This is a genomic window from Nostoc sp. GT001, from assembly GCF_030382115.1.
Lineage (GTDB): Bacteria > Cyanobacteriota > Cyanobacteriia > Cyanobacteriales > Nostocaceae > Nostoc.
In genome coordinates this window covers 5,774,935-5,795,716 of the sequence record NZ_JAUDRJ010000003.1, presented here as the reverse complement: position 1 = coordinate 5,795,716, position 20,782 = coordinate 5,774,935, and the positions used below count along the sequence as shown (strand labels likewise).

The following is a 20,782-nucleotide window of genomic DNA, read 5'->3' as shown; positions in this document are numbered from 1 at the left end:
ACTCTTTTAAATTTACGATACTGTTCCGTAACTAAAATAATACCTTTTTTCCCACAATAAAAATGACAACTTTCTCTAAAGAGCGCCTCCCATTACCCCCTGGTAACTTGGGCTTACCTATCATTGGCGAAACAATTAGCTATTTGCGCGATCCAGGACGTTTTATTGAGCAGCGACAGCAGAGACATGGAACAATCTTCAAAACTCATTTATTGGGTCAGAAGACAATTGTCCTGATTGGGGCAGAAGCCAGCCGTTTTCTGTTCACTAACGAGGGTCAGATATTGGCCATGACTAACCCTTTAAGTTTTGAGGTGTTATTGGGAGCAGGTTCTATTGGGATGAAAACTGGCATCTCTCACCAAAATCTGCGTAAGCAGTTGTCACAAGCTTTCCAGCCCAGAGCTTTAGCGGGATATGTCTCCAGAATGGAGGAAATAACCCGCAGCTATCTGCATAAATGGGAACGCTTGGGTACAATGATTTGGTATTCTGAACTGAAAAAATATACCCTTGATGTTGCCTGTAAGTTGTTAGTGGGAGTTGATACAGCCTCGGATGAGAACTTAGAAAAAGTCTATGAAACTTGGGGAGAAGGATTGTTATCAGTTCCGATTCGATTACCTGGGAGTAAGTTTGATCGCGCAGTACATGCTCGTGAACAACTTCTTGCCAGGATTGATGATCTGATCTACCAACGCCAGCAAAATTCTTCCTTAAATCAAGATGTCTTAGGAATTTTGTTGCAAGCGCGAGACGGGGAGGGAAATTGTTTGAGTTTAGAGGAAGTGAAGGATAACGTTTTGGCATTGCTAGTAGCTGGACATGAAACCTTGACTTCAGCACTGACTTCCTTTTGTTTGCTGCTAGCCCAGCATCCAGAAGTGCTAAAAGCTGCCCGTATAGAACAAGAGCAGCTAGGGTTGATAGAACCGCTGACTCAAGAAAACCTCAAGCGAATGACCTACCTAGAGCAAGTTCTCAAAGAAGTTTTACGGCTGACACCTCCAGTGGTTCGCAGTGGATCTAGGGAGGTGATTAAGGCGTGCGAATTTGGTGGATACTTAATTCCCAAGGGCTGGAATGTACATTACCAAATCCCGGAGACTCATCAAGATCAGAATGTTTATACTGAGCCTGAACGTTTCGACCCGCAGCGCTTTGCTCCTGAACGGGCTGAGGACAAAAAAATCTTTAGCCACATACCCTTCGGTGGTGGTATCCGAGAATGTTTAGGCAAAGAGTTTGCCAAACTGGAAATGAAGTTGTTTGCAGCTTTGTTAATCCGTGACTATCAGTGGGAACTGCTCCCTGGACAAAATCTTGAGAGGGTTTTACTACCGTTCTCTTGTCCTCGTGATGGCTTAAAAGTGAAATTTTGTCGGCGATCGCATTTAGTATAAGTCTGCCTGTGCGGATTTCGTTCTTATAGCCTAAACTTCAGGATACTGTTGTTTTTGCTAATTTACCACCTGGCTGCCATGACTGCGGGGGTCATCTTGATTAGTCGTTGGTGCTACTGGGGCTGAAAATTTGGAAACTTTGCCGCTAGCTTGAGCATAAGGGAGAGGCGAAGCAGTAACCAAAGCTTCTAAGTTACTAGCCATAATCGTCCGGGGTTGATCGCCGATGGCTTGGGCGATGGTTTCCCCTTGCTGACTCAAAAATACAAAATGGGGAATTCCATCGACCCGAAATCTCAGCATTTCCGGCAGCCACTTGGTATTATCTACATTCAGCATGACAAAATTCATCTTGTCAGCATACTCTATTTCTAGTTGAGTGATATCTGGGGCCATTTTTTGGCAGACAGTACACCAATCAGCATAAAACTCTACTAGAGATGGTTTGCCATTGCTGATTGCTACTTCTAACGGTGTGGAATTCTCGCTTAACTTGGCTAGAGTTGCCGAGGTTGTTTCAGTTCGCAATCCTAAGACCAGGGAAACGCTAAGTGCGATCGCTACCATTACAATTAAGAAGTTTCTCAGACGCTTCCCGAATGTAGATTCAGGTTTTTCAGGAGAATTAACAGGTGAATCAGTACTCATAACATCAGAATTATTAAAACTTCTTAAGCAATTTCTTCTTTAGTTTAGCTGACTCCAGGCATTCTCCGAAGAAACAAGGCAGGAGGCAGGAGGCAGGAGGCAGAAGGGCAGACGGGAAAGACTTACTACAACTTCCCCCTGCTCCCCTGCTCCCCCTACTCCCCAATCCCAAAGCGCCTATTTACTTAACTTCCAAAATCGCTCCAGTTTCCTTCAAATAAACCCGCGTAAATGGTTCATCTTCACCCAAAGTATAATCTTCAATCAACCCTTTGCGGCGAATAGAAATATCGTTGCCTTTTTTAATCACCACAGTCGAACCATCGAAAACATCTCGCGCCAAGATCATCTCAGTTTCGGTAGGATTATCCAAAACTACGATATTACTATTTTGGTAAAATATACCCTGTTCTTCGAGGATTTCTTCAGGATACTCGGCAATTAGTAAATCCAGTTTGGGATGACGCAGCAAAGTTTGAACATTACTGTTGTAATCTTTGCTTAATACTTTTTTCGAGCGATTCACAAAAACGGCATCACGACAAACAGCACCTATAGTCAAGTTGGAATTTTGCAAAAGGATATGGTCAATCGTTGCTTGCAGTTCTTCAACTGAGATTTTGTTAAAGGTCATAATTGGTATTCTGGCATCTGTACCCGACTCAAAAAAGGTTTCTAAAATATGAGAAGGTACATCAACACTTTCACCAACAGAAGGTTTAAGATGCATTAAAACGCCTGGTGCAGCATTGATTTCCAGGATGGCAAAATTACTAGATTTCCAAGATTCTGCAAGACTTTTGGTAATGACATCAATCCCCAGACAAGTCAGTTGAAAATGTTGGGCAATATCTTGCGCCAAAATAATATTGTCATCATGAACTGTCGGGGTTGCATCGATGCTCATACCTCCAGCTGAAAGATTGGCGACTTTACGTAGGTAAACAGTGCGTTCTTTCTCAATCACGCTGTCTAATGATAAGCGCTGTTCGTCTAGGTAAAGTTCCATCGCTTCATCGATCTGAATTTTACTCATCGGCGAAGTTGGCGTGTCTAAACGTGCAGGTTTGCGGTTCTCTTGGCGAATTAACTCTGCAAGTGTTAAATACCCATCACCCACAACTGATGCGGGACGGCGTTCTGTGGCGGCGACGAATCGACCATTGACACACAACATACGAAAATCCGATCCTGAGATGCTTTTCTCAACAATTATTCGGGTTTGCTGATTTTCGGGAATTGCTGCCACTGACCGATTAAAAGCAGATACCAGTTCTTTTGAGTCTTGCACATCAGCCGTAACGCCAATTCCTTTGTGACCTACCACTGGCTTAACTGCCACTGGGTAGCCAATTTCTCTTGCTGCTGCCAAGGCTTCTTTTTCAGAAAAGACAATACTACCTTCAGGGACTGGGAAACCCAAGGTTTTCAAAAATGCCTTACAATCATCTTTGCGGGTAGTAAACTCTGAATCTAGATGGCTATCACAGTTAAATGTTGTTGCTACCCCCCGGACATGTTTTTTTCCCAAACCGTATTGCATCAAGCCTTCTTCCCACAAATAAAAGGCGGGAATACCTTTCTCATAAGCTGTTCGCAATAGGGCGTAAACCGTGGGGCCTCCGTAGACAGATGCGCGAAATCTATCTTGCAGCCTCACCAGCTGCTCATCAAAGGCAAAGTCTTCGTCTTGGGTAATGGCTTCAAACCAATCCCAAATAAAGTAAACTACCTCTCTAGTTGTGCGTTCATGTAGTGATTGGATGCTAATCCGCGTGAGATTTGGATATGGCTTCACACTCCAGCGGTTCAGGTGTAAATCCATGTCCAATTTTCCGGCTTCGGACACAACTTGGGCAAAGAGATGGGCATAAGATTCGTAGGTTTGATCGCGAAGATTTGGATAGCGATCGCCAATGCTGGCAATATAATCTTCAATGGGCAAAGGCTCTCTAGAGTCAATTAGAGCAAAATCAAATACTAGCGCCCCTACATCTAAATAAGGGTTGGGGCCAAGGTAATGCTTGAAGTTGAAAATATCGAAGACATCCGTTCTTCTAGCATTAATGCGGACTAATTCACTGCTTTTTTGTAGAACCATTGATTGCGAACCTTCGGCTAAACACCCTGAAATTTTAATGCTGAGTTGTAGTTACTCAGACTTATTGATTGTAGATTGACTCATGACTCAGGTTAATTTTGGAGAGTAATGGCTTTGCCACTGAGCCAATCAGAACCCAGGCTAACCCTATTAGTAAGCATTTTTAACTATCTTAAGGCATAATTAAATCTCCAATCTTCTGCCAGGAAGCAAGAACAGTCAATTCATCCTCATGAATAATCAAAGATATAACCTTTGAAAGGTGCAACACTCATCCAAAAATCGTATAAATAGATGTGGGTTATTAAAAAGACAGTATAAAAAGACAGCAAAGTATGAATAGCACACAAGCTGCTTTAAGAGATGAAATTCGAGAACTAGCTGACGAAGCTTTTCACCAAAAACTGATCTCTGGACATGGAGATGGGGCAGACATGAATGAGTATCAAATTGTCTACCAAGGCAAACCCAGGCATCTCCCACTAGAACAAGCACGTTTTTTCTTAACTAACTTGCTTTACAGAAGTCGAGTTCATTAGGACTTGCCATCAGATATCTCTTTGCATCTAGTTAGGGTCAATACCAATTACTCACATCGCCCGATAAATCTCCAATCAACAATTAGCAATATAGCCAAAAATGCCTCTAGAAAATACTTCTAGAGGCAGTTGACATTGTTGATTTTATTTAGTGATTAGATAATTTTTCAGAAAAGTATTTTGGTCTAATTGCGATGTCTAACGACAAGCCGCTTCTCTACGTTCCCTGCGGGACGCTTACGCGAACGCGCAGCGTGTCGCAGACAGACGCTCCGCGTAGCAAGATTCCCGTAGGGGTATGCGTCTACGCAAATGTTAACCCTACTTTATCAAGGAATCTATCAAAGGGATGATTTGATACATGGAATTGTCATGTTTTAGTGAAATTTATTAACTCAAATCCCAGGGGACATCATGGTGGAAAGTAATATTAAAAAGCAATTAGTAATTATTGGGGGAGCGGAAGATAAAGAGGGTGATTCCGTAATTTTACGGGACTTTGTACGACGCGCTGGAGGTACAAAGGCTTATATTGTAATTATGACAGCAGCCACAGAACTACCAAGAGAAGTGGGAGAAAATTACATCAGAGTGTTTGAGCGGTTGGGAGCCGAAACTGTTCGTATTATTGATACAGAAACCCGTGAAGATGCAGCTTCATCTACCGCATTGGAAGCTATTAAGAAAGCAACTGGAGTCTTTTTTACAGGGGGAGACCAAGCTCGTATTACCAGCATCCTCAAGGATACCGAAATCGATGCGGCAATTCACCAGCGCTTTTCTGAAGGTGTAGTTATTGCAGGGACAAGTGCCGGGGCTGCTGTGATGCCAGACGTAATGATTGTGGAAGGCGACTCAGAAACACATCCTCGGATTGAAACTGTTGAAATGGGCCCAGGTATGGGATTTTTACCAGGGGTAGTAATTGACCAGCATTTTTCCCAACGGGGACGCTTGGGACGTTTAATATCAGCTTTGATACTACAGCCTGCTGTCTTAGGATTTGGGATTGACGAAAATACCGCTATGGTAGTGGTAGATAACCAAGTTGAAGTAATTGGTGAAGGGGCGGTTACGATTGTTGATGAATCGGAAGCTACATATAACAATATGGGTGAAATTTTGAAGGATGAGTCTTTGGCGATTTGTGGAGCAAAGCTTCATATTTTGCCACATGGCTTCAAGTTTGACCTGAAAACTCGTCAGCCTATCCTAAATAATGGCTCTGTACCAAATGGTTCTCAACCACTTGCTTCAGTTAACACTTAACTAAAAGTTAAGTGTGTTTGAACTGAAGTTTTATTGAACAGAATTCAGGAGTCAGGTGGTCGCCGAGCGCAGTCGAGGTGAGTCAGAAGTCAGTTGGGTATTCTGTACGACTGGCGGATAGTGCAGCGTAAAGTCTTCTCTTTTCCCAAAGGGAAACGCGGCGCGTAGAAAGCGTCTTGATTCTGAATTCTGAGTTCTGCATTCTTCTTCAATTAATCGCTATAACACCCCTGCCTCAACCTTTGGTAGGCAGGGGGATATCAAGAAGAATATCAAGGCGATTTCGTTAAACTATAAAAACTGTCAGAACGAATCTGACTGCCATTTCGCCAAACTTCAACTCTTTGTGGAGTGACTAAATAATAAAAACTACCATTATCTGCTCGATATCTGTCTTTACCAATATGCAAAGCTACTATCTTTATAGGCTTGCTTAGGGCTTGCTTCAGTTGCCCAATATAAAATAATTGACCATTTTCTTCACAGACTTTTACACGAGAGCTTGTAGTCTCACCTTCAATAAGACTAATTCCATTGCATTTAGTATCAGTGCTTACAGGTGCAATATCTATTGGAATTGGCTGCTGTGAGGGGGAAACTTGATTGGCTACTGGGGGTGGCGAGACTGGGCGGTTTGGGTTATCCACTTGCTGAACTTTAGAACCGGAGCCAACACTTGCAGTTACGGATGTCAACAAACGAAGGGGGTCAACTGCTATTCGACCATTTGAATGAACTTCAAAGTGCAGATGAGGTGCTGTACTATTGCCTGTAGATCCCATTTCGGCAATCATTTGACCTTGAAGAACCTGTTGACCTTTGCTCACCAACAAACGGCGATTGTGGCCATAAACTGTAATGCTGCCATCGAGATGTTTAATAGTTATGGCATTTCCTAATCCCCAATTATCCCAACCTGCTTTAACAACTGTACCGGATGCCGCAGCAACAACAGGAGTTCCAGATGCCCCTGCAATATCAATTCCTTCATGTTGATATTTGCGGAAGCCTTGAGAAATAAACCCTTTAGTTGGCCAGATTAAGTTAGAAGCAGGGATAGGAATTTGCCCAATTGGGGAATCGCTTGCCAATTGTGTTAAGGCAGATGTCGCTGTACTTAATACAGCGGTTAAGGATATTAACCAAACTAGTCCATAAGTACGGTATCGATAAACTATAGATTTTTTCATAAGTTGCAAGTCTATTAGAACAATAATTCAGACACTTTCTGATTATTTGTTGTTTCAAGCTTACTCGCAAAATATCAGGAAATCTTTAGTGAGTTTGTAGCCTTTTAGCTTGTTATATCATGTCCGCTTGATTGCTTATTAAACCCGAAGAACCTCACCCCGCCTGCGGGGCTACCGTGTATACACAAGTCTAGTTGGCAATCAAATCAACGAAAAACAACGGAAAATTATTTTTTAAATCCTTGATTTTCCGTTAGAACTCTATCAATAAGCTGACACTATTGATAATCAGTTCGCTTAACTCAAAACCTTGCCTACCAAAGCTTGTATCTTACCAGGCAATGATTTTAGGACTTGTGTATACACCGTAGCCTGCCTAGACAGCGATAGGATATTTTTTTAGTTGGAAGTCCCTTGGGGTTTAGTAAGTAATAAAGCGGACATTGTATCTATCATCTCTGCATAGGCGTGCAGAGATGATAGATACAATGTCCGGCTAAAGATTTATCATCAAGACCATAGAGGAGTAGATGGGAGGATTTTTTGAGCTTTCTGCATAGATGGCTACGAGCTGAGATGCTAAATTCTGAACACAGTGGAATAATTTTCTCTACCTGGACTAATTTCCCGCATTACATTAAGCTCAAACTACTCTTTATACGACTCCAAAATTCCACTGCGAATCATTAGTTGTGGCCAAAAAAACACAAAAAATACCATCCATGTTCCTATTGGGATGGAAACGAGAACTGTTAGCCAGATAGTTTTAAATAGTAACCAACTACCACCAATCAGTATTACAGTTGTGAGAACTATAGACCAGGGTTGACACCACCAAGGTTTATAGTTCCAAGGATTTATGGGCTTTTGTTCAGACATTAGTTTTATTTAGTCAAACTCCAAATATTCTTTTAACAATTATGAATTGTTTTAACAGATTAAGCTTTATCGTACTCTATTTTTCCATAGTCAAGTTTGATAATTCGGTCTGCTAAATGAAAATAGTGATCGTCATGGCTAATCACCAGTACTGTTTTACCCCGCGATCGCAATTCTGGAAGAAGTTGAGTGTAGAATATTTCTTTGAATACTGGATCTTGATCGGCTGCCCACTCATCAAATAGATAAATTGGTCGATCTTCCAAGTAGGCTGTGAGTAAAGCTAGCCGTTTTCGTTGTCCTTGAGAAAGAGCAGTGGTAGAAATTTGTCCATTTTCAACTTTCACTTTATGGTCTAGTTGCAGTTTTTGTAAATATTTTCTGGCTTGAGCATCCAAGTGAGAATTTTTTAATCCTAGAAGTTCTTCAAATAAATAGAAGTCGGAAAAAACCACGGAAAAATGTTGGCGATACCATTCTCGATTCTGTTCGCTAATTAACTCGTCATCAAACCAGATTTCGCCGTTTTCTGCGATATAAAGCCCAGTAATTAGTTTGGCTAATGTAGATTTACCGCTACCATTACCGCCGACAATGAAGACCAATTCTTGAGGATAAAGTGTCAAATCGATGGGGCCAAAAATAAAGCTATTGTCTTCTTGCTCTGTGTAATAAGTGTGGGTGACACTTTGAAATTTTAACCTATACCAGTCAGATTTCAGAGCAGGTGGAACAGTGGATATTTCCGTTCGACTAGCTAGAGATAAACCCAGTGACTCAATTTTTTGTAAAGCAATGCTGGCTTTGCTTAATAGAGGAAGTTTACTGATGATGTTATCCATTGGTAACACCAAGTAAGTGAAGGTCAAAATGTAGCCAGAGAGAGTTTCGGGATTGATAGTAAGCAGATTAGGCAGTATAAACAGTACAAAACCGAGAGCAAAAAAGAATATGAGTTGACCCCAACTTGAAGTTATGGCAAAAAGGCTTAGACCATTAACGTTGTGATGACGAAACTCGTTAGCAGTTAATTGTAGTTTGTCTTCTAAAAAGTCTTCACGCCGCTTGTAGTTGAGTTTGAGTTCCTTGACTCCTTCGGTAATCGTGCGAAAATGTTTAAACAGATGATCTTCATCTTCACGAGCTAAAGTAAGTAATTGCCCGCCTCTGTTTAGTAGCCACTGACAACTAGCGATCGCAACTACTGAAATCCCACAAACCATCAGCAATACTAACCAAGAAAGCCAGGTTATATAGGTTATACAACCCAAGACGATCGCTAAATTAATAAAGATGAAAGGCATCTGATAAACAGCATTAGCCACCGCCTGAATATCTTCTGTTAAAGTAGCCAATAATCGAGGATTACCTAAGCGTTCCAGATGACTCAACTCGGAAGCGAGAATCTGGCGACTTAAACGCATCCGTAATTGTAAAACTGCATTCTGAGAAAGGCGAATCAGCATCACTTGAGAAACGATACTGGTAATTAGTGCAACTATAGCCAGCCCCGCAAAACCCCAAATTATCGATGTGAGGCGGGAAGAACTACCGCTACTTGCAGCATGGCTAATTAAGGCAATCAAGCCAGCACTACTACCACCACTCAAAAATCCGGTAGCGATCGCGATCGCTACCATCCCCCACGAAGAACGCAAAAGAAAGTAAATCAAATTCATGACAAATGCCTATACCCATTTGGACACAACAAAAAATGAAAATCTCTCTTTTTATGTCCCATGCGCGATTTCCATAATAGTTGTTTGCCAACCAATTAAATTTGCATTGCTAGGGTAGATTTTATATTTTACCAGTTAAATACCCTTTCAAATATCATGATGAATCAGGCAGAAGGCAACATTGGACGATTTATAATCTTTAAGACTTTGTTTTGAGCAAAAATACATTTATAATCTCTTCTGCCTTCTGCCTTTCTTTGGTAAGCTAGTTGGAATTACAGCGAATTATGTCAATAAACTGTCAAATTGCCTGCTCAGTTTTCCAGGGTGAAATTTGCGATGACTGTGAATTTAAAGTCTTTAGAGAACCAAATTAATGTAGCCGACAATTCTCAAACCGCTTCTGTCACTCAAGGAACCCGCTACGTTCCTTCGCACCATCGACGCATTCTGTGTATTTTTCCCAAGTACAGCCGCTCCTTTGGTACTTTTCATCATGCTTACCCACTTATGGGTAGTGTCCGGGCTTTTATGCCACCCCAAGGTATTTTAATTGTGGCTGCCTACTTACCTAAAGAATGGGAAGTGCGGTTTATTGATGAGAATGTCAAATCAGCAACGAGGGCTGATTATCAATGGGCTGATGTGGTGATTGTGAGTGGAATGCATATCCAAAAACCACAAATTAATCAAATTAACGAACTTGCCCATCGAGCGGGGAAAATTACCGTTGTGGGCGGCCCCTCGGTATCTGGGTGTCCAGAATATTATCCTGAGTTTGATATTTTACACTTGGGCGAATTGGGAGATGCTAGCGATCGCATGATCGAATATCTCGACCAAAACTCTCAACGTCCGCAACAACAAATTCGCTTTGAAACTAAGGAACGTTTACCCTTAACAGAGTTTCCCACCCCAGCTTATCATTTGCTGAATATCAATGATTATTTCTTGGCAAATGTCCAGTTTTCTAGTGGTTGCCCTTATCATTGCGAGTTTTGCGATATTCCCGAACTCTATGGCAACAGTCCCCGGATGAAAACGCCAGAGCAAGTAGTTGCGGAGTTAGATGCAATGCGACAATCTGGCAATTTGGGGGCAGTGTATTTTGTCGATGATAACTTTGTTGGCGATCGCCGCGCCGCCATGAAGTTACTTCCTCACCTGATTGACTGGCAAAAACGCAATGGTTATCCCATCCAGTTTGCCTGTGAAGCAACGCTCAACTTAGCTCAAAGTCCAAAGCTTTTGGAAATGATGCGCGAAGCTTATTTTTGCACAATCTTTTGTGGCATCGAAACACCTGAACCAAATGCTCTCCATGCGATTTCCAAAGACCAAAATCTGAGTATGCCGATTTTAAAAGCGATTCAGGTTTTAAATAGTTATGGCATGGAAGTAGTATCAGGAATCATTATCGGGTTAGATACAGATACACCAGAAACAGCAGACCGAATAATCGAATTTATGCGGGCATCGCAAATTCCCATGTTGACAATTAACCTGCTTCATGCGTTGCCGAGAACTCCATTATGGCGGAGATTAGAAGCAGAAGGACGACTTGTCTATGATGAAAGCCGCGAATCAAATGTTGAGTTTTTAATGCCCTACGAGCAAGTTGTTGAGATGTGGCGGCGCTGCATCACAACTGCTTATGAGCCAGAATTTTTATATCAGCGATTTGCCTACAATATGGAACACACCTATCCAAATCGCATCGAAGTTCCTAACAGCCCATCTCGCACTTCTGGGGCTAATATTCGCAAGGGTCTAACTTATTTAGCTAATATTTTGCTGCGGATAGGCGTATTTAGTAACTATCGTCAGACTTTCTGGAAAATGGCCAAGCCAGCATTGAAAGCAGGTAATATTGAAAACTTGATTCACGTTGGACTTGTCGGACATCATTTGATTAAGTTTGCCCAAGATTGCGCCAAAAATGAAGAATCAGCTTCGTTTTATTCCCAAAAAATTCTCACCAAAGTTCGTAGTTAACGTCACAAGTAAAATAGGTATTGAGAGGCTGTGGTAATTTACAGTGCTATGAATATTCAAAGACCATATCAAATTCAAGTTCATCTATGACCACAAAGCCTTGGGATGCTCAACTTGCTTACTGGCTAGTTCGACCTCTAAAAGACAGTTGGGTAAACCCCAATCATCTTACTACAGTGCGACTTTTGACAGGGTTGGCGGCGGCTGTTGCCCTCGCAGTTGGTAATACCATTTGGGTTAACATTGGGGCATGGCTATTTGCTTTATCTAACTTTCTCGATCATACAGACGGTGAATTAGCCCGTTTGAGTGGAAAAAGCAGCAAATGGGGACATCAATATGACCTTGTTAGTGACGCCATCATCCATATTCTATTGTTTGTGTGTATTGGATATGGTCTTAGAGAGGGAAAATTTGGTTGGTGGGCGTTGGTGATGGGGATAGTATCTGGCGTGTCTGTTGCTTGCATCTTTCATTTGCGAAACCAAATGGAACAACGTTTAGGTAAAGACGCCAGCCGTCAACCAAATTTCGCCGGGTTTGACATTGAAGACGTGCTGTATTTGTTTCCCATAGTTACCTTACTAAATGGACTAGAGCCGTTATTAATGGCAGCAACAATTGGAGCGCCAACCTTTGCAGTATGGGTAATTTGGCAATTTTGGACACTCCCGCAGCCGGAATCAAACTAATCTAACGGGGCATTGGGCAGGAAGCTAATAAAACAGGCTTTTTAGCTTTATTGAATGGTATGTTTATTTTTGCAATCCTGATATCAGGATCGAATTATCAATGGAGCTTCAAACGGAAATTGCTAAAGCTATAGCAGCCATTGATTAGCAGAAACGCGATCGCTCTCCTTAACCGTTAATATACTATTTTAAGAGGTATGTAATGACTCATTTTATACGCAAACAAACTGTTTCGCTAAAATTGGCTTTGAGAATTTTTAGTATCGGGTTGCTGCCTACACTAACTGCTTACCCCGCTTTAGGTGCAGAGCGCCTAAGATTTAATTACGGTCTTTTAGAAAGGTCTATCCCAATTAGTTCGCTCGAAACTTATGCTAGAACAGGCAAAATAGACGATGATTTGGCTGGATATACTCAGTATGTAAATAAAAAAGAACTAACTCAACTGCGAAAACTTTTACTAACTCCTATTCCTTTAAATAAAGTAGAAGTTTCGCAGTTTCTTTATACACCAATTGGTGAAGAATTATTAAAAAAGATGGGGGAAGTTATTCAAACAGAATCTAGATTGTCAGGATTTTATGCAATTCGTGCAGCACTGATTTTGTCAGCCGCAGATCAAAAAGATTTTACGCTTTTAAATGTATTACACAAGTTTCCTGTGAGCGCAATTTCAATTAATTTAGACCAGGGTTTGGCAATTGCAGAAACATTGCATAATTTAGTCAATCAAACTCAAAAATCAGTAGCACTTATTAACCAACAATCCCAACAAAAGACAACTACTGCTTCTACACTTAATATTGTTCCATTGATGGATTTAGGAAAAACCGGAACTTCTCGTTTCTTAAAGCAAACTATCACACTTAAAGACCTCTCGCGCGATCGGATTTTTCCAGTCGATATTTACCTTCCAATTGCTGAAACTCCTCGTCCGATAATTGTCATTTCGCACGGACTTGGTTCTGACAGAAGAAGTTTTGCTTATCTAGCCGAACATCTGGCTTCTTATGGTTTTGTAGTTGCTGTTCCAGAACATCCTGGCAGTGATTCAAAACAACTGCAAGCATTATTATCAGGTACAGCACATAGAGTGACCAATCCTAGAGAACTTATTGACAGACCTTTAGATATTAAATTCTTACTAGACGAATTAACTGGTTTATCAAAGTCTAATCCAGCATTTCAGGGGAATTTAAATTTAGAGAAAATTGGTATAATCGGACAATCATTTGGTGGGTATACAGCATTAGCATTAGCAGGTGCAAAGATTAATTTTGAGCAATTGAAAGTTGACTGTCCAGCTTTGGAAAATACGTTAAATATTTCGCTTTTACTTCAGTGTTTAGCAGTAAATTTACCACAAGCTGAATACAACTTATCTGATGTAAGAATAAAAGCAGCAATTGCAGTTAATCCAGTTGATAGCAGTATTTTTGGTCAAGCTAGCCTCAGCCAAATAAAAATTCCCGTGATGATTGTATCTGGCAGTTCTGATACTGTTGCTCCGGCTTTAATAGAACAAATTCAGCCTTTCACTTGGTTAACAACTCCAAATAAATTTTTAGCACTTATCCAGGGCGGTACACACTTTTCTACTATTGCAGAATCACCAAATGGAACCATACCTGTTCCTACACGGGTAATCGGTTCAAGTCCGGCTTTGGCACGTCATTATGTTAAAGCTTTAAGTGTTCCCTTTTTTGAAAACTATGTTACTCAACAGCCAAGTTACCTTCCCTATTTGAGTACAGATTATGTTAATACAATTAGTCAGCAACCACTACCGTTAAGTTTGATTAAATCGCTAACATCTGAACAACTACAACAGGCGTTTTAATATAACATTTTGAAGCTAGATGAACTTTACAAAGATATTCCAGAACGGTAGATGGAAATGCGATCGCTCTCCTCGACTCCTGGTACTCTAGTATTATTCAATGGTTACAAACTTTACCACAGAGTTACTGTTTCTTCAATGTTAAGAATTAATTAACAAATATTATCTTGAGCAAAAAACAGTCATTATAAAATACTGGGAAAATTTCCAGATTTACTGGTGTCTAAGCTACTGTTGGTGATTTGACGATGAAGGCAATTATCTTAGCTGCTGGCGTTGGACGACGCTTAGGTAAAGACGGGCAAATCCAACCCAAATGCTTACTGAAATTTAACGGCAAATCCCTACTAGAGCGGCATTTTCACTATCTCCGTCATTACCAAATTGATGAAGTAGTGATTGCTGTGGGTTATCAAGCACAAAGAATTCAGGATGAAATCAAAGCATTAGGAGCCGAAAGTTGGGTCAGTACAATTTACAATCCTGACTACACCAAAGGCAGTACAATCAGCCTTTGGACTGTACGTCAGCATTTAGTTGCTGGCGATGACATATTATTAATGGATGCAGATGTATTGTGCGATCGCCGTATCATCGAACGATTGATAAAGACAAATATCCCCAACAGCTTCTTATTAGATCGAGATTTTGAACCGGGAGATGAACCCGTGAAGCTTTGTGTTAGAGATAATTATCTAGTGGAGTTTCGTAAACAAGTAGCTCCTGGTTTAGCTTATGATTTTTTAGGTGAGTCAGTGGGATTCTTTCGTTTTGGAAGTGCTGTTGCTCACCGTCTTGCTACTCGTACAGAACAGTATGTTGCAGACGGACGGGATAATGAACCTTATGAAGAAGTAATTCGGGATCTATTATTAGAAACTCCAGAAACATTTGGCTACGAAGACATTACTGGATTACCTTGGCTCGAAATAGATTTTCCCCAGGATATTCAACGTGCCCAAAATGATATTTTACCTCAGATAGAAGTCGCAGAAAATGTCTGAAAATATCTTTTAAAGAATTCAGGAGTCAGGTGGTCGCCGAGCGCAGTCGAGGTGAGTCAGGAGTCAGTATGAATATTTGCTACTAGTGGGTGAATCAAGGGGTTGAAAATACCCATTAAATATCTGATTTAGTGGTTCAAAATATAGTGACGATTTTGAATCTCCCAGTAATTGATTCTGAATTCTGACTTCTGAATTCTTCTTTCATTATTACTATAGGTTGAAAAAAGCAGAATAAATGCATCCAATATTTGCACCCAATGATACCTCTGCAAAATTAAATAAATGTGCCCAATTAAGGTTATTACTAGAATCGCCTCAACTCGACTTCATCATGGAAGCTCACAATGGGATTAGCGCCCGGATTGTGGAAGAGGCTGGATTTAAAGGAATTTGGGCGAGTGGATTAGCCCTTTCGGCTCAGTATGGCGTTCGAGATAATAATGAAGCCAGTTGGACTCAAGTTGTAGAAATGCTAGAGTTCATGTCTGATGTCACCAGCATCCCGATTTTATTAGACGGCGATACAGGTTATGGCAACTTTAATAATATGCGTCGCCTAGTTAAGAAGTTAGAACAGCGAGGAATCGCTGGAGTCTGTATTGAAGATAAGCTTTTTCCCAAAACCAATAGCTTTATCAACGGTAGTCGCCAACCTTTGGCTGAAATTGATGAATTCTGCGGCAAAATTAAGGCGGGTAAGGATAGTCAGACAGATCCAGATTTTTGCATCGTCGCCCGACTCGAAGCTTTGATTGTAGGCTGGGATCTTTCGGAGGCTTTGCGCCGAGCTGAAGCTTACCACGCCGCTGGAGCAACCGCGATCTTGATTCACAGTAAATCATCGCGCCCCGATCAAGTGCTAGCCTTTGCTAAAGAATGGGGGGGTCGTTCTCCGTTAGTGTTTATACCGACCAAATATTACAGCACACCTACTGATGTTTTTCGCAAAGCTGAAGTTAATTTGGTCATCTGGGCAAACCATCTGATTCGAGCTGCTGTTGCTAGTATGCAAGCGATCGCACGTGAAGTGAAAGCCAGCGAAACTTTAATCAACATTGAAGATGATATTGCACCCGTAAAAGAAATTTTCCGGCTACAGGGCGCGGATGAACTCATAGAAGCTGAAAAACGCTACTTTAACAACGGACGACAAAATACCCAAGCGATCGTTCTGGCTGCTAGCAGAGGACAAGAATTAGCAGGGTTGACGCAAGATAAACCAAAGGTGATGTTACCCCTTGGCGGTAAACCTTTACTCAGGTTATTGGTAGACAAATTCAAGAAACTTGCTATCAATGATATTACCGTTGTCGTAGGTTACAAAGCAGAAACTATCAATGTTCCGGGGACTAAAGTCATCCGCAACCCAGATTATGAAACAACGGGAGAATTAGCATCCTTAGCCGTAGCTCAAGCCAGTTTTGGCGAAGAAATGCTGGTGCTTTACGGCGATTTACTATTTAGAAGCTACATCCTGCGGGATTTATTAGAATGTCCCGGAGAAATTGTGGCTGTGGTTGATTCTGTAGCCAACAACAAGTCTGTTAGCGGTTCACCTGACTACGCCTATTGTTCAATTCCAGACGATCTTTCTTTGTTTGGACAGGATGTCAACCTGTTGAACGTTTCTAAAACGACACAAACGCAATTAAGAAAGTCTAGCGGCCGCTGGATTGGGATGTTGCGCTTGCGGAGTCAAGGTAGAGAGTGGGTGAGTGAAGCACTCAATGAATTGCAAAAACGACCGGAATTTAACAGTCTGGGTTTACCAGAATTATGCAATTATTTAATCGAGCAAGGCAAACCGATCAAGGTGCTTTATATTCGCGGTAACTGGTTAGATGTTAATTCTTTGGACGATCTTGACCTTGCTTTTCAATTAAAACAATAGGAGTGGGGCATTGGGCATTGGGCATGGGGCATGGGGAAAGGGTAAGGGGAAAAGGGGAAAGATTAAATTTATTCCTTTTCCCTTTTCCCTTTAACCTTTTCCCCTGCCCCCCCTGCTCCCCTGCTCCCCTGCTCCCCTGCTCCCCCCATCACTTAATATGATCCAGGCAGAAGAATTTGTAGAAGCTGCGCGTCATCTTGGCTTTGAGTGGTACACTGGCGTACCCTGTTCTTTTCTCACGCCTTTTATTAACTACGTCATCAATGACGTTCAACTTAAATATATCTCCGCAGCCAATGAGGGAGATGCTGTAGCGATCGCAGCTGGAGCCGCAATTGCTGGTAAACCCGCAGTAGTGATGATGCAAAACTCTGGTTTGGGGAATGCAGTTAACCCACTAACCTCCCTCACTTATATCTTTCGGATTCCACTGTTGCTGATTTGTACTTTAAGAGGCGATCGCGTATTGCAAGATGAACCGCAACATCAATTAATGGGGCAAATCACAGAGAAATTGCTGCAAACAATGACTATACCTTGGGAATTTTTTCCCACAGATGTAGCACAAATAGAACCCGTTTTGCAAAGAGCCACAGCCTATATGCAACAAGAGCGCTGTCCTTATGCTTTAATCATGCGTAAAGGAGCGATCGCCCCCCATGCCCTCAGCCGTTCTTCTATCCCCGAACGAGAAAATAGTGCTAGCGCTCATATTCAGCAAAGCTTTTTTCGGGATAACAAAGAACAACGCGTTTCTCGCAGTGAAGCATTAGCTAGGATTGTGGAACTTACCGATCCAGAAAACACTGTAATAATTGCCACCACCGGATATACGGGACGGGAACTCTTCGCCAGTCAAGACAGCGCCAATCATCTTTATATGGTCGGCTCGATGGGCTGTGCTTCCTCAATGGGATTGGGATTATCCTTAGCGCGTCCAGACCTCAAGGTAGTAGTAATTGATGGCGATGGGGCAGCATTAATGCGGATGGGTAATTTTGCGACCATCGGCACTTATGGCGGTGCTAACTTGACTCATATTCTTTTAGATAATGAAGTCCACGATTCCACAGGCGCACAAGCCACCGTTTCTGCGGGTATCTCCTTTGCCAAGATTGCCGAAGCGTGCGGTTACGGCGTGACATTAGCCGGAGATGATCCCGCCCTTTTAGATACTTTATTTACCGCAGATGCTAACACCAGACCTAAATTCGCTCATTTAAAAATCCGTCCCGGAACTTTAGAAAAGCTACCCAGACCCAATCTCACCCCAGAAGAAGTTTTACAACGCTTTATGAACCATATTGGTTCTAACTGGCAACTCCTAACTCCTAACTCCTAACTTTGGTAATGATTTTACTAAATCCCGGCCCCGTCAATTTGAGCGATCGCGTCAGAAATGCCCTGTTGCGTCCCGATTTGTGTCACCGTGAGGTGGAATTTTCCCAACTTCAAACCAGAATCCGCGAACAGCTACTTCAAGTTTATGGTCTTGGAAGCGGCTGGGCAGCAGTTCTCCTCACGGGTTCTGGTACTGCCGCGATGGAAGCGATGATCAGCAGTTTAGTACCCACAAACGGGAAATTACTAGTAATTGAAAACGGTGTGTATGGGGAACGACTATCCAAAATTGCCAAAATCCACGGCATTGATTACATCACACTTTCCCATCCTTGGGATGCCGAAATCGATATCAAGGCTTTAGTCAAGCTTTTAGATGAAAACGCCGACATCACCCACCTTGCGATCGTCCATCACGAAACTACTACTGGTCGCCTAAATAATTTGGCGGAACTTGCGCCAATTTGCCAAGAACGCCGTATCAAATTATTAGTAGATGCAGTCAGCAGCTTTGGTGCTGAAGAAATAAATTTTGCAGATTGGGGAATCACTGCTTGCGCTGCGACAGCGAATAAATGTCTGCATGGTGTCCCTGGAACGTCTTTTGTCATTCTGCGACGGGATACACTGCCTTCAGTAGACACAATCCCCCGCACCTTATATTTAGATTTAGCAACTTATTACCAGCAGCAAGAACGAGGCGGCACACCTTTTACGCAATCAGTACAGACATTTTATGCCTTAACAGAAGCTTTGCAAGAAATGGCAGAAGCAGGAGGTTGGCGTGCTAGACACAAACATTACAACCAACTTGCCAGCTTAGTTAGAGACGGGTTAGCCTCAATTGGAATTAAACCCTTACTTCCTCTTGGCTGTTCATCCGTTGTCTTGAATGCCTATTACTTACCAAACGGTTTCAGCTATGAAGAATTTCACGACCAACTGAAAGCACGAGATTATATAATTTATTCTGGACAGGGGAATTTAGCTCAATCAATCTTTCGAGTCTCGACAATGGGAGCTATTACCCAAGCCGACATGGAACGCTTTGTTGGCGTTGTTAAGGAAATTATTTCAAAAAGACAGTAATTAGACCTGTCCGAAATATTAACCATCGCCTCGAAATACAACACAACCAACTAATAACTTAAAGCGGCACAACGTTCCTGTTGAGCGGCTGCAAGTAACCTTTGTATCACAACCAAGATCACTCTCCAGTCCACTCCAATAGGGTTGTTAGCCTGCGACCATAAAATTACAGCCTGCGGTAACTATGATGAACTACCTCCTGGATCAACAGCCTGTTTAAGCAACTCAAACGCTCTTGTAACAGCACTACGTATCCATTTCTCTGTTTCTTCGGTGGCTGCATCTTTCACTGTTTCTAGCACCTTAGCGAAGTGAGGATTCTTCTCTGCTTCCTGTGCTAAGTTCTGGGCAACCTTTTCTACCTCTACCGTAGAAGGCTCACTTTCATTATTCAAATACACAAGCGGTTGCCCTACTTCCTTGACTAAAGCGACTACAGTCTCTCTATCAATGTACATCGGTACTAATGACTTATTAGCCTTATACGTAACCACATTGAACGTTTCATCATCTAGTATCCATCGAATCAAAGGAGCAACAAAACTTCTTTTTCCTCCTTGCGGTCTACGTCTTATCCACTTTAGAAATCTGGCAAACAATGGTAGTTTTGCAACTAAGGCGATAAATAAAGGGTGAGTAACAAGTAAAAGGAAGAATAGCAATGGCAAGAAGATTAGCAGAAAGCCGACAAGATTATAAAAGTAATCTTGTGACAACAAAAACTTTAGTCTTTCTGATATCCAATTATAGTTAGCTTGTTTTTCTAATTCACTCTTCTTCGCTTCTTGTCCTTCATCAATAATCCAATTATTAACTCTATCTAATAGTAATTTGTCGTCGTACACCACAACCCCATAAGACTCATTAGTAAATCCATAAGCTTTCGGCTCTATAGAATATGAATCTTTTGAATTTGTTTCAAGTTCCTTTAAGATACTTGGCAGCAAAATTTCATCACTAATGTATGCATCAATATAGCCTGATTCCAATTTATTAATAGCATCAGCTCTATCAATAACTGGTACAAGCTTGGCAGTTGGATAGATACTATTTACAACGTGTTCAGTAGTCGTCTCTCCTAGTACTCCAATCTTAAAGGACGGTGTAGTCTCATTGAGGAAATGACGCTTATCATTTCTAATTATAAACTTCGCACCTGTTGTGAAGAACGGAACTGAAAACACACCTTGATGTTTTTTCAGATCCTGCGTTCTTTCTT

General features: G+C 41.7%; 16 protein-coding genes. 10 read left to right on the top strand and 6 right to left on the bottom strand.

What is annotated here, in order from left to right:
* Positions 1-62 precede the first annotated feature (62 nt).
* Positions 63-1,403, top strand: coding sequence for a cytochrome P450 (locus QUD05_RS27335; RefSeq protein ID WP_289798815.1), 1,341 nt, complete (start codon positions 63-65; stop codon positions 1,401-1,403).
* A 57-nt stretch (positions 1,404-1,460) separates the two neighbouring features.
* Here the strand turns inward: QUD05_RS27335 and QUD05_RS27330 are convergent, their stop codons facing one another.
* Complete coding sequence (locus QUD05_RS27330) at positions 1,461-2,051, bottom strand: thioredoxin family protein (RefSeq protein WP_289798814.1); 591 nt, start codon at positions 2,049-2,051, stop codon at positions 1,461-1,463.
* Between the two features lie 181 nt (positions 2,052-2,232).
* Positions 2,233-4,152: an ATP-binding protein gene (locus QUD05_RS27325; RefSeq protein WP_289798813.1), complete on the bottom strand. Its 1,920-nt coding sequence runs from the start codon at positions 4,150-4,152 to the stop codon at positions 2,233-2,235.
* 335 nt (positions 4,153-4,487) lie between these two features.
* On the opposite strand from QUD05_RS27325, the gene QUD05_RS27320 reads away from it, so the two are divergent.
* Together QUD05_RS27320 and QUD05_RS27315 are read left to right on the top strand one after the other, a co-directional pair.
* Complete coding sequence (locus QUD05_RS27320) at positions 4,488-4,691, top strand: hypothetical protein (RefSeq protein ID WP_094348985.1); 204 nt, start codon at positions 4,488-4,490, stop codon at positions 4,689-4,691.
* 414 nt (positions 4,692-5,105) lie between these two features.
* Positions 5,106-5,960, top strand: coding sequence for a cyanophycinase (locus QUD05_RS27315; protein ID WP_289798812.1), 855 nt, complete (start codon positions 5,106-5,108; stop codon positions 5,958-5,960).
* A gap of 272 nt (positions 5,961-6,232) precedes the next feature.
* Here the strand turns inward: QUD05_RS27315 and QUD05_RS27310 are convergent, their stop codons facing one another.
* The 3 genes from QUD05_RS27310 to QUD05_RS27300 form a co-directional block, all read right to left on the bottom strand.
* Positions 6,233-7,150, bottom strand: coding sequence for a M23 family metallopeptidase (locus QUD05_RS27310; protein WP_289798811.1), 918 nt, complete (start codon positions 7,148-7,150; stop codon positions 6,233-6,235).
* Between the two features lie 648 nt (positions 7,151-7,798).
* Positions 7,799-8,029 carry a DUF6737 family protein gene (locus tag QUD05_RS27305; RefSeq protein ID WP_289798810.1) on the bottom strand — a complete coding sequence of 77 codons (231 nt, stop codon included), beginning with the start codon at positions 8,027-8,029 and terminating at the stop codon, positions 7,799-7,801.
* Between the two features lie 59 nt (positions 8,030-8,088).
* Positions 8,089-9,708, bottom strand: a complete 1,620-nt coding sequence (locus QUD05_RS27300; protein ID WP_289798809.1) for a cyclic peptide export ABC transporter — start codon at positions 9,706-9,708, stop codon at positions 8,089-8,091.
* 339 nt (positions 9,709-10,047) lie between these two features.
* On the opposite strand from QUD05_RS27300, the gene QUD05_RS27295 reads away from it, so the two are divergent.
* From QUD05_RS27295 to QUD05_RS27265, 7 genes are all read left to right on the top strand, one after another.
* Positions 10,048-11,703, top strand: a complete 1,656-nt coding sequence (locus QUD05_RS27295) for a B12-binding domain-containing radical SAM protein (protein ID WP_289798808.1) — start codon at positions 10,048-10,050, stop codon at positions 11,701-11,703.
* A gap of 86 nt (positions 11,704-11,789) precedes the next feature.
* The gene (locus tag QUD05_RS27290; protein ID WP_289798807.1) at positions 11,790-12,395 is read left to right on the top strand and encodes a CDP-alcohol phosphatidyltransferase family protein; all 606 of its coding nucleotides are present in this window, start codon (positions 11,790-11,792) and stop codon (positions 12,393-12,395) included.
* A 202-nt stretch (positions 12,396-12,597) separates the two neighbouring features.
* Positions 12,598-14,235 carry an alpha/beta hydrolase gene (locus tag QUD05_RS27285; protein WP_289798806.1) on the top strand — a complete coding sequence of 546 codons (1,638 nt, stop codon included), beginning with the start codon at positions 12,598-12,600 and terminating at the stop codon, positions 14,233-14,235.
* Positions 14,236-14,483: 248 nt separating this feature from the next.
* Positions 14,484-15,239 (top strand): phosphocholine cytidylyltransferase family protein, encoded by a 756-nt coding sequence (locus QUD05_RS27280; RefSeq protein ID WP_289798805.1) that lies wholly within the window; start codon positions 14,484-14,486, stop codon positions 15,237-15,239.
* Positions 15,240-15,477: 238 nt separating this feature from the next.
* The gene (gene aepX, locus QUD05_RS27275; protein ID WP_289798804.1) at positions 15,478-17,133 is read left to right on the top strand and encodes a phosphoenolpyruvate mutase; all 1,656 of its coding nucleotides are present in this window, start codon (positions 15,478-15,480) and stop codon (positions 17,131-17,133) included.
* Between the two features lie 157 nt (positions 17,134-17,290).
* A complete protein-coding gene (gene aepY, locus QUD05_RS27270) occupies positions 17,291-18,475 on the top strand; it encodes a phosphonopyruvate decarboxylase (RefSeq protein WP_289798803.1) in 1,185 nt (394 codons plus the stop codon).
* An 8-nt stretch (positions 18,476-18,483) separates the two neighbouring features.
* Entirely contained in the window at positions 18,484-19,563 is a 1,080-nt protein-coding gene (locus tag QUD05_RS27265; protein ID WP_289798802.1) for a 2-aminoethylphosphonate aminotransferase, read from the top strand.
* 182 nt (positions 19,564-19,745) lie between these two features.
* Here QUD05_RS27265 and QUD05_RS27260 read toward each other — a convergent pair whose 3' ends face one another.
* The gene (locus QUD05_RS27260; protein WP_502911416.1) at positions 19,746-20,747 is read right to left on the bottom strand and encodes a type 2 periplasmic-binding domain-containing protein; all 1,002 of its coding nucleotides are present in this window, start codon (positions 20,745-20,747) and stop codon (positions 19,746-19,748) included.
* Positions 20,748-20,782 lie beyond the last annotated feature (35 nt).